Raw genomic sequence first — 14786 nt, forward strand, 5'->3', positions numbered from 1 at the left:
GCTTCAGCGTCCAGGCCTTCAACGGCAGGCGCGCTGGCGTCGAGGGCGTGGGCCACGGCGAAACCGAGGCGGGCCAAGTCATCTGGCGCTGCGTGTACGCATTCTTCGGCGATGTCGTCGAGCTTGGTTTCGGCCAGACTGGCGATAAACAGCGGGTTCAGCGCGTGCTGGCCGATGTTTTTCACCGCGGCGTCGAGCCAAGGCTGCACGCGCATGGCGTCGGCCATGGCTTCGGCCTTGCCTTTGACCGACTGGCGCAGCGACAAAGCCATACGCGCGGCGGTCTGGGTCAGGTCTTCACCGAGCACGAAGATCGCATCGTGGTCTTCGATGTCGCGCATGTTCGGCACTGGCAGCGGGCTGTCGTTCAGCACTTGCAGGACCAGGCGGATGCGCTCGAGTTCACCGGCTTCGATACCGCAGTAGAAGTGTTCGGCGCCGACCAGTTCACGCAACGCGTAGTTGCTTTCGAGGCTGGCGCGTGGCGAACCGATGCCGACGATGTTGCGACCGCGCAGCAGGTCGGCGGCTTTATCCAGGGCTTCGTCGGTGTTCAGCTTCGCGCCGCCGGCCAGCAGTGGCTGACGTGGGCGGTCTTCGCGGTTGACATAGCCATAGCCGAAACGGCCACGGTCGCACAGGAAGTACTGGTTGACCGAACCGTTGAAGCGGTTTTCGATGCGACGCAGTTCGCCGTAGCGCTCGCCCGGGGAGATGTTGCAACCGCTGGAGCAGCCATGGCAGATGCTCGGTGCGAACTGCATGTCCCACTTGCGGTTGTAGCGTTCGGAGTGAGTCTTGTCGGTGAAAACACCGGTCGGGCAGACCTCGGTGAGGTTGCCGGAGAATTCGCTTTCCAGTACGCCGTCTTCAACGCGACCGAAGTACACGTTGTCGTGGGCGCCGAATACGCCGAGGTCGGTGCCGCCGGCGTAGTCTTTATAGAAGCGCACGCAGCGGTAGCAGGCGATGCAGCGGTTCATTTCGTGGGAAATGAACGGGCCCAGTTCCTGGTTCTGGTGGGTGCGCTTGGTGAAGCGATAGCGGCGCTCGTTGTGGCCGGTCATCACCGTCATGTCTTGCAGGTGGCAGTGACCGCCTTCCTCACAGACCGGGCAGTCGTGCGGGTGGTTGGTCATCAGCCATTCGACGACACTGGCGCGGAACGCCTTGGATTCATCATCGTCGATGGATATCCAGGTGTTGTCGGTGGCTGGGGTCATGCAGGACATGACGATGCGACCACGGGTGTCGTTTTCGTCGGTGTACTGCTTGACCGCACACTGGCGACAGGCACCGACGCTACCAAGAGCGGGGTGCCAGCAGAAATAAGGGATGTCGAGGCCTAGTGACAGACACGCCTGTAACAGGTTGTCTGCCCCATCGACTTCGAGCGCTTTGCCGTCTACGTGGATAGTGGCCATGGTTCAAAGATCTTCGTTGGCCCGTTGTCAGCGGGCGTGGCTAATGGAATCTTGTTATTCATGTGCATCAACACAGCCTTGACGGCGTCAGCACATGACGAGGCGAGGGGCACGGACCCTTCGCCTGTTTAAGCGTTACGCGCCGACTACGATCGGCCTCGCCAGAGGCGGGACGGCGGCGCTGGTAGGCGCGATGCCGGCTTCGAACTCCGAGCGGAAATATTTGATTGCGCTGCCCAATGGCTCCACGGCGCCCGGTGCGTGAGCACAGAAGGTCTTGCCTGGGCCGAGGAAACCGACCAGCCCCAGCAGGGTTTCAATGTCACCCTCGCGGCCTTCGCCTTTTTCCAGGGCCATCAGCAGCTTGACGCTCCACGGCAGGCCGTCGCGGCACGGGGTGCAGAAACCGCAGGATTCGCGGGCAAAGAACTGCTCCATGTTGCGCAGCAGCGAGACCATGTTCACGGTGTTGTCCACCGCCATCGCCAGGCCAGTACCCATCCGGGTGCCGACCTTGCCGATGCCGCCGGCATACATCTGTGCGTCGAGGTGCTCGGGGAGCAGGAAGCCGGTGCCGGCGCCGCCTGGCTGCCAGGCCTTGAGGGTGTAGCCGTCGCGCATGCCGCCGGCGTAGTCCTCGAACAGTTCGCGCGCGGTCACGCCGAATGGCAGTTCCCACAGGCCAGGGTTCTTGACCTTGCCGGAGAAGCCCATGAGCTTGGTGCCCATGTCTTCACTGCCTTCGCGGGCCAACGATTTGTACCAGTCCACGCCGTCGGCAATGATCGCCGGCACGTTGCACAGGGTTTCGACGTTGTTCACGCAAGTCGGTTTGCCCCACACGCCAACGGCGGCAGGGAAGGGCGGCTTCGAGCGCGGGTTGGCGCGGCGGCCTTCGAGGGAGTTGATCAGTGCGGTTTCTTCACCGCAGATATAACGCCCGGCACCGGTGTGTACGAACAGTTCGAAGTCGAAACCCGAACCGAGGATGTTCTTGCCCAGCAGGCCTGCAGCCTTGGCTTCTTGCACCGCACGGTTGAGGTTCTTGGCGGCGGTGGTGTATTCGCCACGCAGGAAGATGTAGCCACGGTAGGTTTTCAGCGCGCGGGCGCTGATCAGCATGCCTTCGATCAGCAGATGGGGCAGTTGCTCCATCAGCATGCGGTCTTTCCAGGTGTTCGGCTCCATTTCATCCGCGTTGCACAGCAGGTAGCGGATGTTGATGGATTCGTCTTTGGGCATCAGGCCCCACTTCACGCCAGTGGGGAAGCCTGCACCGCCGCGGCCCTTGAGGCCGGCGTCCTTCACCGTCTGGACGATATCGTCCTGAGCCATGTCGGCAAACGCTTTGCGCGCAGCCGCGTAACCGTTCTTGGCCTGGTATTCCTCGAGCCATACAGGCTCGGCATCGTCACGCAGGCGCCAGGTCAGCGGGTGAGTCTCGGGCGACCGCTTGATGCGGTTGGCCGGGCCGAAGGAAGTCAGCGTCATGGGTAGCCCTCGAGCAATTGGGTCACGCCAGCAGGCTGCACGTCACCGAATGTGTCGTCGTCGATCATCAACGCCGGCGCCTTGTCGCAGTTGCCCAGGCAGCACACCGGCAGCAGCGTGAAGCGGCCGTCCGGGGTGGTTTGGCCGAGGCCGATGCCCAGCTTGTTCTGGATCTCGCTGACCACGGACTCGTGACCACCGATGTAGCAGACCATGCTGTCGCATACGCGAATGATGTGGCGGCCCACGGGCTGGCGGAAGATCTGGCTGTAGAACGTGGCCACGCCTTCAACATCGCTGGCGGGGATGCCGAGGATCTCGCCGATGGCGTAGAGGGCGCCGTCCGGCACCCAGCCACGTTCCTTCTGGACGATCTTCAAGGCTTCTATCGACGCCGCGCGCGGGTCTTCGTAGTGATGGAGCTCGTGCTCGATGGCCGAGCGCTCGGTTTCACTCAAGGTGAAACGGTCTGTCTGGATAAGCGTGTTATTCATGCTTAGCGGTCCACGTCGGCCATAACGAAATCGATACTACCCAGGTACGCAATCAAGTCCGCGACCATCTCGCCTTTGATCACCGAAGGGATCTGCTGCAAGTGCGGGAAGCTTGGAGTACGAATCCGGGTGCGGTAGCTCATGGTGCCGCCATCGCTCGTCAGGTAATAACTGTTGATACCCTTGGTCGCTTCGATCATCTGGAAGGATTCGTTGGCCGGCATGACCGGGCCCCACGAAACTTGCAGGAAGTGCGTGATCAGGGTTTCGATGTGCTGCAGCGTGCGCTCTTTCGGCGGCGGCGTGGTCAGCGGGTGATCCGCCTTGTACGGGCCGGCCGGCATGTTGCGCATGCACTGCTCGATGATTTTCAGGCTCTGGCGCATTTCTTCGACGCGCACGATGCAACGGTCGTAGGCATCGCCGTTGGCCGCCAGCGGGACTTCGAATTCGAAGTTCTCGTAGCCGGAGTACGGGCGCGCTTTACGCAGGTCGAAATCGCAACCGGTGGAACGCAAGCCTGCACCGGTGACGCCCCATTCCAGGGCCTCTTTGGTGTTGTAGGCAGCGACGCCGATGGTGCGGCCCTTGAGGATGCTGTTGTCCAGGGCGGCTTTCTGGTACTCGTCCAGACGCTTGGGCATCCAGTCGATGAATTCCTTGACCAGGCGCTCCCAACCATTGGGCAGGTCATGGGCCACACCGCCGATGCGGTACCAGGCCGGGTGCAAGCGGAAACCGGTGACGGCTTCGATGACCTTGTAGGCGCGCTGACGGTCGGTGAAGGTGAAGAACACCGGGGTCATGGCGCCGACGTCCTGGATATAGGTACCCAGGAACAGCAGGTGGCTGGTGATCCGGAAGAACTCGGCCATCATGATGCGGATGGTATCGACGCGGTCCGGTACCTTGATGCCGGCCAGCTTCTCGACCGAGAGCACGTAAGGCAGGTTGTTCATCACGCCGCCGAGGTAGTCGATACGGTCGGTGTACGGGATGAAGCTGTGCCAGGACTGACGCTCGGCCATCTTCTCGGCACCACGGTGGTGGTAACCGACGTCAGGCACGCAGTCGACGATTTCTTCGCCGTCCAGTTGCAGGATGATGCGGAAGGCACCGTGCGCTGAAGGGTGGTTCGGGCCCAGGTTGAGGAACATGTAGTCCTCGTTGGTGCCGGAACGCTTCATGCCCCAGTCTTCCGGACGGAAGCGCGCGGCTTCTTCTTCAAGCTGCTGCTTGGCAAGCGTCAGGCTGAACGGATCGAATTCGGTGGCGCGGGCAGGGAAGTCCTTGCGCAGCGGGTGACCTTCCCAGGTTGGCGGCATCATGATGCGCGACAGGTGCGGGTGGCCTGGGAAGTCGATGCCGAACATGTCCCACACTTCGCGTTCGTACCAGTTGGCGTTTGGCCAGATACCGGTCACGGTCGGCACGCTCAGGTCGCTCTCGGACAGGGCGACCTTGATCATCACGTCGCTGTTACGTTCCAGCGACATCAGGTGGTAGAACACGGTGAAATCGGCGCCGCTCGGCAGTCCCTGGCGCTTGGTGCGCAGGCGCTCGTCCACGCCATGCAGGTCATAGAGCATGACGTATGGCTTGGGCAGGTTGCGCAGGAAGCTCAGGACTTCGACGAGCTTGGCGCGCGCCACCCACAGCACCGGCATGCCGGTACGTGTGGCCTGGGCGGTGAAGGCGTCAGGGCCAAAACGGTTATTGAGTTCGACGACCACATCCTGGTCGTCTGCCTTATAAGGCGGGATGTACAGAGCACTGCCTGTAGTCATGGTTTTTTATCGCTTTCGGTCAACGTAAAGAATGAAGCCAGGTTTTCGTTCTATAAAAGAAGCGGCTCTGGATCAGACTTCGTCGGGGCTGCGCAGGTTGGTGACCTGAATACGCTGTTCGCGGCGCTGTTCCTTTTGTGACGGCATCTCGGCGCGGTAAACGCCTTGATCTCCGACAACCCAGGAAAGTGGGCGACGCTCCTTGCCAATCGATTCCTGCAACAGCATCAAGCCTTGCAAAAATGCTTCAGGGCGGGGCGGGCAGCCAGGCACGTAGACGTCCACGGGCAGGAATTTGTCCACCCCCTGAACAACGGAATAGATGTCGTACATGCCACCGGAGTTGGCGCACGAACCCATGGAGATAACCCACTTCGGCTCGAGCATTTGCTCGTAGAGACGCTGAATGATCGGCGCCATCTTGATAAAGCAGGTTCCGGCGATAACCATGAAATCCGCCTGACGCGGCGATGCCCGGATCACTTCGGCGCCAAAGCGCGCGATGTCGTGGGGCGCCGTGAAGGCGGTGGTCATTTCCACGTAGCAGCAGGACAGACCGAAGTTGTACGGCCACAGGGAGTTTTTACGCCCCCAGTTGACCGCGCCGCTCAGCACGTCTTCCAGCTTGCCCATGTAGATGTTTTTGTGGACTTGGTCTTCTAACGGATCGGAAACGGTTTCCCGTTCGCCGATGGGGTACTGCTCGTTAGGAGCATCCGGGTCGATCCTTGTGAGATTGTATTGCATCGCCAAAGCCTCATTGTTTCAGCTTCGCTTGCCGCTTGCGACGAGCTTCCGGAGCCCAATCAAGGGCGCCCACTCGAAATAGGTAGACAAGGCCTGCCAACAGAATTGCTATGAAAACGAGGGCTTCGACGAATCCGGTCCAGCCGCTTTCGCGGACGGACACAGACCAGGCAAAGAGAAAGAGGGCTTCGATATCGAAGATCACGAACAGCATCGCGACCAGATAGAATTTGGCTGAGAGCCGCAAGCGGGCGCCACCTGTGGGCAGCATGCCGGACTCGAACGGTTCGTTTTTGCTGCGGCCCCAGGCTTTTGACCCGAGTAGGCTGGAGACGCCGAGCATGAAGGCACAGAGGCCGACAACACCGAGGAGGAAAATGGCAAAGCCCCAGTTGTGGGCCATGAGTCCTGTCGCTTCGGTCATGCTGGTAATCCTTAACAGAGAGCAAAGGTCTCTGAGCTCGAAAAAGTAACAATGCAGTGACGATATGTCGCAGCGGAATCAATCGCGGTGATTTTATGGCTAAACACCGGGCAAGTAAAATTCCTATAGCGAAATTATTCGGTGGAATAAGCACATAGTACACCTCCTTGAGGCTGCAGCCCTTGATTTACGGGCATTAGCGGGCTTTTTATCAAATATGTTTTGTTTAACCTGTAACGACGCTTTCATGGTCCAAATGATAATGAATGTTGTTTGGGTGGGCGTTAAGCGGATGGTTGTGGTGCGGCGCAGGAAGTTGTCGTTACTTGCTTGAATACCGCTAGTTGCCGGTGCGGATCTTTTAGCTGATTTATCTGAACAAAATACCGCTTTGGATCAATATTTTGCCCAAAATTTTCAGGTTGGACGCATTTCCCGATGTGGGAGGGGGCTTGCCCCCGATTGCGGTGGATCAGCAACGAAGTATTGACTGACACACCGTAATCGGGGGCAAGCCCCCTCCCACATTTTTGATTTGCGTGGTGTCGGGGGGAGTTTTTTCGGGCAAAAAAACGCCCCGAACCAGTCGGGGCGTAGATCGAGCGGCATTGCGGTTAGCTTTTTACCGTGCCCGCAATGGCCGTTTGCTCAGTCACTCAGTGGAACTGTTCTTCTTCGGTCGAGCCGGTCAGCGCGGTCACGGACGAGGTGCCGCCCTGGATCACGGTGGTCATGTCGTCGAAGTAGCCGGTGCCCACTTCCTGCTGGTGAGCCACGAAGGTGTAACCCTTGGAGGCGTCAGCGAATTCCTGCTCCTGCAGCTTCACGTAGGCGGTCATGTCGTTGCGGGCGTAGTCGTGCGCCAGGTTGAACATGCTGTGCCACATGTTGTGGATGCCAGCCAGGGTAATGAACTGGTGCTTGTAACCCATGGCGGACAGTTCGCGCTGGAACTTGGCGATGGTCGCGTCGTCCAGGTTTTTCTTCCAGTTGAAGGAAGGCGAGCAGTTGTAGGACAGCAGTTGGTCTGGGTATTCCTTTTTGATCGCTTCAGCGAAGCGACGGGCTTCTGCCAGGTCCGGCTTGGCGGTTTCGCACCAGATCAGGTCGGCGTAAGGGGCATAGGCCAGGCCGCGAGCGATGGCCTGGTCGAGACCGGCGCGCACTTTGTAGAAGCCTTCCTGGGTACGCTCGCCAGTGACGAACGGTTGGTCGTATGGGTCGCAGTCCGAAGTCAGCAGGTCGGCAGCGTTGGCGTCGGTACGGGCCAGGATGATGGTCGGTGTACCGGCAACGTCAGCAGCCAGACGGGCAGCGGTCAGCTTCTGCACGGCTTCCTGGGTCGGTACCAGTACTTTGCCGCCCATGTGGCCGCATTTTTTTACCGAGGCCAGTTGGTCTTCGAAGTGAACGCCGGCGGCGCCTGCTTCGATCATGCTCTTCATCAGCTCGTAGGCGTTCAGCACGCCGCCGAAACCGGCTTCGGCGTCAGCCACGATCGGTGCGAAGTAGTCGATGTAGCCTTCGTCACCCGGGCCTTTACCGGCTTTCCACTGGATCTGGTCGGCGCGACGGAACGAGTTGTTGATGCGCTTGACCACGGTTGGCACGGAGTCCACCGGGTACAGCGATTGGTCGGGGTACATGGATTCGGCGGAGTTGTTGTCCGCAGCCACTTGCCAGCCGGACAGGTAGATCGCCTGGATACCGGCTTTTACCTGTTGTACTGCCTGGCCACCGGTCAGGGCGCCCATGCAGTTGACGAAATCTTTGTCGGGACGGAAGGAAGGCTTGGCGCCCTGGGTGACCAGGTTCCACAGCTTCTCGGCGCCGAGTTTTGCAAAGGTGTGCTCAGGTTGAACCGAGCCGCGCAGGCGGACGACGTCAGCAGCGGAGTAAGCGCGGGTCACGCCTTTCCAGCGTGGGTTTTCAGCCCAATCTTTTTCAAGGGCTGCAATTTGCTGTTCGCGTGTCAGTGCCATGGAGATAAACCTCGTCGCATAGGTCTGGGTGGAAAATTCCGTTTGCCAGCCACGTATACAGTGCGTGGGCATGGCTGCTCGCTGACCAGAAGCACCGGTGTTCAAGTCAAGTCTGGCGGGGAGGCGACGGGATGAACGAAGGGCGAGAGGGGAGTTGGGCAGGTAAGGGCGAACTGCGAACGGTCTTCGGGCGTCGTGGGCCTTTGGGCGATCCATCAGTGTGTAGCCGCGTTACCTGGTTAGCTTCCGTCCCTCGGGACAACTTCGTTCCAGTCGCAACCTCGTCAAACACACCTTGTGGGCGGTACAGACACGAATCGGCTCAGGTGGGTAACTTAGAGTGACGATCCGAAGGCCCTTGCCAGGGCCTCTGATTAGCGGGAGCGAGGCCATCATGCCCATGCTTTTTTGGATCGTCAAATGTTTTGTAGTGCTTTTTTTCTGGCACTACATCTTTAGTCTCATACGACTCGTCAGTCAGTTATTGGTGCTTCAGTTCAAGGTCTCGACTTTAACGCGTAAAGTCAGGTCGTCGCGGCCCTGGGTAGTGTAGGTGCGGGTTTGAGAGGTTTTGTCGGCCTGGGTTTCGCGATTGATGCCGGCCAGCGGAATCCACTCGCCCAGGCGACCGCTGACGCTTGTGTCGGTGCTCTGCACGTTCACTACATCGGGACGCTCCTGGCTCATGCGGTCACGGTTGGTGCTGATCGCCAGGTGTACGGTGTCGCCTGTCACGCTGGCGGTCACGTAGAAGCCTTGAGTGACGTTGCGGTACTGGGTCTGGTTTTGCGGGCGGCCATAGGCATCGGGCTGGGTGGTGGTCAGCGGCACGCTCTGGCCCACCTGGATCAGTGCGGGCACGCCTTCACTGGCCTGGATCTGCTGGATCCCGCCGTCGCGGCTGGCGGTACCGTAGCTGATGATGCGGGTTTGACTGTCGCCACTGTTTTGCTGGTTGTTTTCGTTGGTGTCGACGGTGATCAGCAGGCGCTTGGCCGGTGTGTCCAATTGCGCGAGCAGGGCGCGCAGACCCTGGATCTTGGCAGGGTCGGCATTGACGATCAGTTGATTGCCGTAGGCGCTGACGGTGCCATCTTTACCGAGGAAGTTCTGCGCCACGGGCAGCAGGTCGGCGCTGGTGCGGTTGCTCAGGTTGACGACTTCGGTGTCGGCCACTGCCGTGAAGCTGGCGGTCAGGAGGAGGGCTGTGAGCAGGGTGCGTAGGGACATGTCCGTTATCTCTGCGAGTCATAAGGCTTGATAGTGCCAGTTTGTCGGCCTGGCGGGTCGCAAGTTGAATCGTAGACGGCAAAACACCCTGGCGGGGCAGGGTATTTTTGGTGTTGCTGAAATAGCTATCGGGGGCAAGCCCTCTCCCACATTTTGACCGAGACATCCCTTGGAATGCGGTCAAGTGTGGGAGGGGCGGTGCGACGATTCGACTTGCCCCCGATAGCCGCGACGCGGTCCCGGATCAGCCCTCGCGCACCATATCGACATGCGGAATCCCGACTTCAAGGAATTCCTCGCTGACAATCTTGAAGCCCAGTCGCTCATAGAACGGCGCGGCGTAGACCTGTGCGCTGAGGAACTGTTTGCGCTGGCCGCGTTTTTCGGCTTCGCCGATCACCGCTTCCATCAGCTTGTCGCCGACTTTCAGCCCGCGCCAGTCCTTGAGGACCGACACGCGGCCGATCTCGCCGCTGGGCAGCAGGCGCGCGGTGCCAATTGGAAAGTCGCCCTCGAACGCGAGGAAGTGCACGGCGTCAGCGTCGTCTGCGTCCCATTCCAGTTCGGGTGGAACCGATTGTTCGGCGATAAATACCGCTTCACGAATGCGCCGAATCTCGGCGATATCCTTATGCCAGTCCGCGACACTTACGTGAATCTTATTCATCGGCAAACCCCAGGCTTCCTTGCTTGACCAGTTCGCACAGCAGGTCGCGGGCATCTTCGTCCGCCAGCCATTCACTGAGGTTGTCGATGTGCAGGGCGTCGGCTGCGCAGATCATTTTCAGCAGTTCGCGCAGCTTGCCCGGCAGGTAACGGCTCTGGCCGCTGGCAAACAGCAGCAGGTCGTCGTCCACTTCGGACCAGGCCATGCGCGCGCTTGGGTTACGGATCAGTACGCCGCCGTCTTCCAGGCTGCCGACCACGTCTTCTTCCTGCAGCTCTTCTGGGCCTGCGACCAGTTCCGGGTAGCGCGGCTCGGTCATGAACTGGCCGAACCAAGTCAGCAGCATGCGCTCGTCGCTCATGTGCTCGGCCAGCAGGCTTTTGAGACGGTCGAGGGCGTCGCTCTGGATCTGGTGCGGGTCGCTGACTGGCTGAATATCCGCGTCGGTGTAACGCTCTTCGTCGGTCAGGTACTGGCTCAGGAAGTCGGTGAAGTGGGTCAGCACTTCGGCAGCGCTTGGCGCACGGAAGCCTACCGAGTAGGTCATGCAGTCATCTTCTGCAATGCCGTAGTGGGCCAGGCGTGGCGGCAGGTAGAGCATGTCGCCCGGTTCCAGCACCCATTCGGCGCTCTCTTCGAATTCGGCGAGGATACGCAGGTCGGCGTGTTGCAGCATCGGGCTTTCAGAGCCGCACATCTGGCCGATCTTCCAGTTGCGCTTGCCGTGGGCTTGCAGCAGGAACACGTCGTAATTATCGAAGTGCGGGCCCACGCTGCCGCCGGGCGCGGCGAAGCTGATCATCACGTCGTCGATGCGCCAGCTAGGCAGGAAGCGGAACTGCTCGAGCAGTTCGGCGACTTCCGGCACGAACTGGTCGACCGCCTGCACCAGCAGGGTCCACTCGCGCTCGGGCAAGGTGCTGAAGGTGTCTTCGGCGAACGGGCCGCGGCGCAGTTCCCACGGACGCTCGCCGTGTTCGATCACCAGGCGCGACTCGACTTCTTCTTCCAAGGCCAGGCCGGCCAGTTCGTCGGCGTCGATCGGGCTTTCGAAATCAGGAATGGCCTGACGGATCAGCAGCGGTTTTTTCTGCCAGTAGTCGCGCAGGAATTCCCGTGCCGTGATGCCGCCCAGAAGTTGAAGAGGGATATCAGGATTCATGTGTAACCTATTGAAAAAAAGCACTTTTCAGACTGGAATAAAAACGCCCGGCGCGGCCGGGCGTCTCAAAGGGGCTTGCGGTAATCAGATGCGCTTGGCTTGGGCCACGGCGTTGCCGATGTAGTTGGCCGGGGTGAGCAGTTTCAGCTCGGCCTTGGCAGCGGCGGGCATGTCCAGGCCGTCGATGAAAGTTTGCAGTGCCTGAGGGCTGATGCCTTTGCCGCGCGTCAACTCTTTGAGCTTCTCGTAGGGGTTTTCGATGTTGTAGCGGCGCATCACGGTCTGGATCGGCTCGGCCAGTACTTCCCAGCATGCGTCCAGGTCAGCGGCGATTTTCTGCTCGTTGAGTTCCAGCTTGCTGATGCCTTTGAGGCTGGCTTCGTAGGCGATCACGCTGTGGGCAAAGCCCACGCCGAGGTTGCGCAGTACGGTGGAGTCGGTCAGGTCGCGCTGCCAGCGGGAAATTGGCAGCTTGCTGGCCAGGTGCTGGAACAGTGCGTTGGCGATGCCGAGGTTGCCTTCGGAGTTTTCGAAGTCGATCGGGTTGACCTTGTGCGGCATGGTCGAGGAACCGATTTCACCGGCAATGGTGCGCTGCTTGAAGTAGCCCAGGGAGATGTAGCCCCAGACATCGCGATCGAAGTCGATCAGGATGGTGTTGAAGCGCGCAATCGCGTCGAACAGCTCGGCGATGTAGTCGTGCGGTTCGATCTGCGTGGTGTACGGGTTGAAGCCCAGGCCCAGTTCGTCTTCGATGAAGGCGCGGGCGTTGGCTTCCCAATCGATCTCCGGGTAGGCCGACAGGTGGGCGTTGTAGTTTCCTACGGCGCCGTTGATCTTGCCCAGCAGCGGGACGGCAGCGACTTGAGCGATCTGGCGCTCCAGGCGGTACACCACGTTGGCCAGTTCTTTACCCAGGGTGGTCGGCGAGGCCGGTTGACCGTGGGTGCGCGACAGCATCGGCACAGCGGCGAAGCGGATCGCCAGTTCGCGGATGGCTTCGGCGGTCTGGCGCATCAGCGGCAGCATCACGTCATCACGGCCTTCGCGCAGCATCAGCGCGTGGGACAGGTTGTTGATGTCCTCGCTGGTGCAGGCAAAGTGGATGAATTCGCTGACCTTGGCCAGTTCCGGCAGCTTGGCCGCTTGCTCTTTGAGCAGGTATTCGATGGCTTTGACGTCGTGGTTGGTGGTGCGCTCGATCTCTTTGACACGCTCGGCGTGTTCCAGAGAGAAGTTTTCCGCCAGGGTGTTCAATGCAGCGTTGGCTTCGGCGGAGAACGCCGGCACTTCACTGATGGCAGGGTGAGCGGCCAGGCGCTGGAGCCAGCGCACTTCAACCAGTACGCGGGCACGGATCAGGCCGTATTCACTGAAAATCGGGCGCAGGGCCTGGGTCTTGCCGGCGTAGCGGCCGTCAACAGGGGAAACCGCAGTGAGCGAAGAGAGCTGCATGGGGTGTTCTCGGACAGTCGGGCAACGAAATGGGGCGCGTATCATACATGAAAAAATCCGCCGGTCCGTTGCCAACTGACCGGCGTATTACGCGTAACGGCTTGAAAATAGCCCGTGGCTGCGACTTATTCGTTGCGCATCAACGGGTAAAGCTCTTTGAGCAATTTGCGACGGCTGATGACCAACTGCCAACGATGACCACCCAATTGGCGCCACAACCGCGCCGAACGAATACCGGCCAGGAGCAGGGCGCGGATCTTCGAGGCGTTGTTCGGTTGTTGCAGGTTGCGCATATCGCCATGCACCTGGATGCGCTGGCGCAATGTGCTCAAGGTGTCCTGGTACAGCGCGCCGCAAGCGGCGATGACGTTTTCGTGGGCCGGACCGAAGTGTTCAACCTGGGACTGGATCTGGGGCAGGCGCTTGCCGATGGTCTCCAGCAGGTCGTCACGCTTGGCCAGTTGGCGCTCGAGGCCGAGCATCGACAGGGCGTAGCGCAGCGGTTCGCGCTGCAAGGTGCTCGGGTCGCGTTCCAGTGCGCCGACCAGCGCACGGTAGCCTTCACGCAGCGCCAGGTCGTCACCGCCGTAGACTTCCAGGGTGTCCTTGGGGTCGCGAATCAGCAGGCTGCCGAGCATGCAGGTCAGGCCGGCTTCGGTGACCTGGCCGGTCTTGGCGATCTTGTCCACCAGCACAGCGGCGAGGAATACCCCGCCAAGCGCCGTCAGTTGCTCCTGGGTCGGGCTCATGCCTGGCTGCTCCAGGGTTCGGCGACTTCAATCACGCCGCCCCCCAGGCACACCTCACCATCGTAGAACACCACGGACTGGCCAGGCGTGACCGCGCGCTGCGGGTCATCGAAGGTGGCGCGGTAACCGTCGGCGGTTTTTTCCAGGGTGCAGGGCTGGTCGCTCTGGCGATAGCGTACCTTGGCGGTCAGGCGGCGCGGGGCGCTCAGGTCCACCGGGTTGACCCAGTAGATGTCTGAAGCAAGCAGCGCGCGGGAGAACAACCATGGGTGTTCATTGCCCTGGCCCACGATCAGTTCGTTGTGTTCCAGGTCCTTGACCAGCACGTACCACGGCTCGTCACCGGCGTCTTTCAAGCCGCCGATGCCCAGGCCCTGGCGCTGGCCGATGGTGTGGTACATCAGGCCGTGGTGGCGGCCGATGACCTCGCCTTCGGTGGTTTTGATCTCACCCGGTTGCGCCGGCAGGTATTGCTTGAGGAAGTCGCTGAAGCGGCGCTCGCCGATAAAGCAGATCCCGGTGGAATCCTTCTTCTTGGCGGTGGCCAGGTCGTGCTGCTCGGCGATCCTGCGCACTTCGGGCTTTTCCAGCTCGCCTACCGGGAACAGGGTCATGGCGATCTGTTCGCCGCCGACGGCGTGCAGGAAGTAGCTCTGGTCCTTGTTGGGGTCCAGGCCCTTGAGCAGTTCGGTGCGCCCGTCGATATCGCGACGGCGCACGTAGTGGCCAGTGGCGATCAAGTCGGCGCCGAGGATCATGGCGTAGTCGAGGAACGCCTTGAACTTGATCTCGCGGTTACACAGGATGTCCGGGTTCGGCGTGCGGCCGGCCTTGTATTCGGCCAGGAAGTGCTCGAACACGTTGTCCCAGTACTCGGCCGCGAAATTGGCGGTGTGCAGCTTGATACCGATCTTGTCACACACGGCCTGGGCATCTGCCAGGTCGTCCATGGCGGTGCAATATTCCGTTCCATCGTCTTCTTCCCAGTTCTTCATGAACAGGCCTTCCACCTCATAACCCTGCTCCATGAGCAGAACGGCGGAAACGGAAGAATCCACGCCGCCGGACATACCGACGATGACGCGCTTCTTTTGTGTGTCAGAAGGGGCTGGATCACGCATAGGGTTTCAACGGGTGTCTTGAAAAAGGACGCGATTCTAACAGGCCCAAGCCT

13 protein-coding genes are annotated in these 14786 nt (G+C 60.5%); all 13 read right to left on the reverse strand.

The features are described from left to right. Positions 1–1424: NADH-quinone oxidoreductase subunit NuoG (nuoG, locus tag L9Z73_RS05255; RefSeq protein ID WP_247397091.1), on the reverse strand; the 1424-nt coding region annotated here is incomplete at its 3' end. Positions 1425–1559: 135 nt separating this feature from the next. Next, the gene (gene nuoF, locus L9Z73_RS05260) at positions 1560–2915 is read right to left on the reverse strand and encodes an NADH-quinone oxidoreductase subunit NuoF (RefSeq protein ID WP_247397094.1); all 1356 of its coding nucleotides are present in this window, start codon (positions 2913–2915) and stop codon (positions 1560–1562) included. Continuing rightward, positions 2912–3409 carry an NADH-quinone oxidoreductase subunit NuoE gene (gene nuoE / locus L9Z73_RS05265; protein ID WP_017848059.1) on the reverse strand — a complete coding sequence of 166 codons (498 nt, stop codon included), beginning with the start codon at positions 3407–3409 and terminating at the stop codon, positions 2912–2914. Before nuoE ends, nuoF begins: the two co-directional genes overlap by 4 nt. A 2-nt stretch (positions 3410–3411) precedes the next feature. Then, a complete protein-coding gene (gene nuoC / locus L9Z73_RS05270; protein WP_247397097.1) occupies positions 3412–5196 on the reverse strand; it encodes an NADH-quinone oxidoreductase subunit C/D in 1785 nt (594 codons plus the stop codon). 72 nt (positions 5197–5268) lie between these two features. Next, positions 5269–5943 (reverse strand): NuoB/complex I 20 kDa subunit family protein, encoded by a 675-nt coding sequence (locus L9Z73_RS05275; protein WP_003219572.1) that lies wholly within the window; start codon positions 5941–5943, stop codon positions 5269–5271. Between the two features lie 10 nt (positions 5944–5953). Then, positions 5954–6367: an NADH-quinone oxidoreductase subunit A gene (locus L9Z73_RS05280; protein ID WP_003219575.1), complete on the reverse strand. Its 414-nt coding sequence runs from the start codon at positions 6365–6367 to the stop codon at positions 5954–5956. A gap of 656 nt (positions 6368–7023) precedes the next feature. Continuing rightward, positions 7024–8349 (reverse strand): isocitrate lyase, encoded by a 1326-nt coding sequence (aceA, locus tag L9Z73_RS05285; protein ID WP_247397100.1) that lies wholly within the window; start codon positions 8347–8349, stop codon positions 7024–7026. A 492-nt stretch (positions 8350–8841) separates the two neighbouring features. Continuing rightward, positions 8842–9579: a secretin N-terminal domain-containing protein gene (locus tag L9Z73_RS05290; protein WP_247397103.1), complete on the reverse strand. Its 738-nt coding sequence runs from the start codon at positions 9577–9579 to the stop codon at positions 8842–8844. Between the two features lie 244 nt (positions 9580–9823). Beyond that, positions 9824–10246 carry a GNAT family N-acetyltransferase gene (locus L9Z73_RS05295; protein WP_247397106.1) on the reverse strand — a complete coding sequence of 141 codons (423 nt, stop codon included), beginning with the start codon at positions 10244–10246 and terminating at the stop codon, positions 9824–9826. After that, positions 10239–11408: a cupin domain-containing protein gene (locus tag L9Z73_RS05300; protein ID WP_247397109.1), complete on the reverse strand. Its 1170-nt coding sequence runs from the start codon at positions 11406–11408 to the stop codon at positions 10239–10241. Before L9Z73_RS05300 ends, L9Z73_RS05295 begins: the two co-directional genes overlap by 8 nt. An 84-nt stretch (positions 11409–11492) precedes the next feature. Next, a complete protein-coding gene (gene purB, locus L9Z73_RS05305; protein WP_247397111.1) occupies positions 11493–12863 on the reverse strand; it encodes an adenylosuccinate lyase in 1371 nt (456 codons plus the stop codon). A 125-nt stretch (positions 12864–12988) separates the two neighbouring features. Further along, positions 12989–13612, reverse strand: a complete 624-nt coding sequence (gene hflD / locus L9Z73_RS05310) for a high frequency lysogenization protein HflD (RefSeq protein ID WP_010172715.1) — start codon at positions 13610–13612, stop codon at positions 12989–12991. Beyond that, positions 13609–14733 carry a tRNA 2-thiouridine(34) synthase MnmA gene (gene mnmA, locus L9Z73_RS05315; RefSeq protein ID WP_247397112.1) on the reverse strand — a complete coding sequence of 375 codons (1125 nt, stop codon included), beginning with the start codon at positions 14731–14733 and terminating at the stop codon, positions 13609–13611. Before mnmA ends, hflD begins: the two co-directional genes overlap by 4 nt. Positions 14734–14786: the final 53 nt, after the last annotated feature.

Source organism: Pseudomonas emilianonis, from assembly GCF_023072625.1.
GTDB lineage: Bacteria > Pseudomonadota > Gammaproteobacteria > Pseudomonadales > Pseudomonadaceae > Aquipseudomonas > Aquipseudomonas paraveronii.

Coding starts and splice junctions, on each gene's coding strand:
- aceA (WP_247397100.1), bottom strand. CDS start 8,349: ATGGCACTGACACGCGAACAGCAAATTGCAGCCCTTGAAAAAGATTGG.
- L9Z73_RS05290 (WP_247397103.1), bottom strand. CDS start 9,579: ATGTCCCTACGCACCCTGCTCACAGCCCTCCTCCTGACCGCCAGCTTC.
- nuoF (WP_247397094.1), bottom strand. CDS start 2,915: ATGACGCTGACTTCCTTCGGCCCGGCCAACCGCATCAAGCGGTCGCCC.
- L9Z73_RS05295 (WP_247397106.1), bottom strand. CDS start 10,246: ATGAATAAGATTCACGTAAGTGTCGCGGACTGGCATAAGGATATCGCC.
- hflD (WP_010172715.1), bottom strand. CDS start 13,612: ATGAGCCCGACCCAGGAGCAACTGACGGCGCTTGGCGGGGTATTCCTC.
- L9Z73_RS05275 (WP_003219572.1), bottom strand. CDS start 5,943: ATGCAATACAATCTCACAAGGATCGACCCGGATGCTCCTAACGAGCAG.
- L9Z73_RS05300 (WP_247397109.1), bottom strand. CDS start 11,408: ATGAATCCTGATATCCCTCTTCAACTTCTGGGCGGCATCACGGCACGG.
- nuoC (WP_247397097.1), bottom strand. CDS start 5,196: ATGACTACAGGCAGTGCTCTGTACATCCCGCCTTATAAGGCAGACGAC.
- mnmA (WP_247397112.1), bottom strand. CDS start 14,733: ATGCGTGATCCAGCCCCTTCTGACACACAAAAGAAGCGCGTCATCGTC.
- nuoE (WP_017848059.1), bottom strand. CDS start 3,409: ATGAATAACACGCTTATCCAGACAGACCGTTTCACCTTGAGTGAAACC.
- L9Z73_RS05280 (WP_003219575.1), bottom strand. CDS start 6,367: ATGACCGAAGCGACAGGACTCATGGCCCACAACTGGGGCTTTGCCATT.
- purB (WP_247397111.1), bottom strand. CDS start 12,863: ATGCAGCTCTCTTCGCTCACTGCGGTTTCCCCTGTTGACGGCCGCTAC.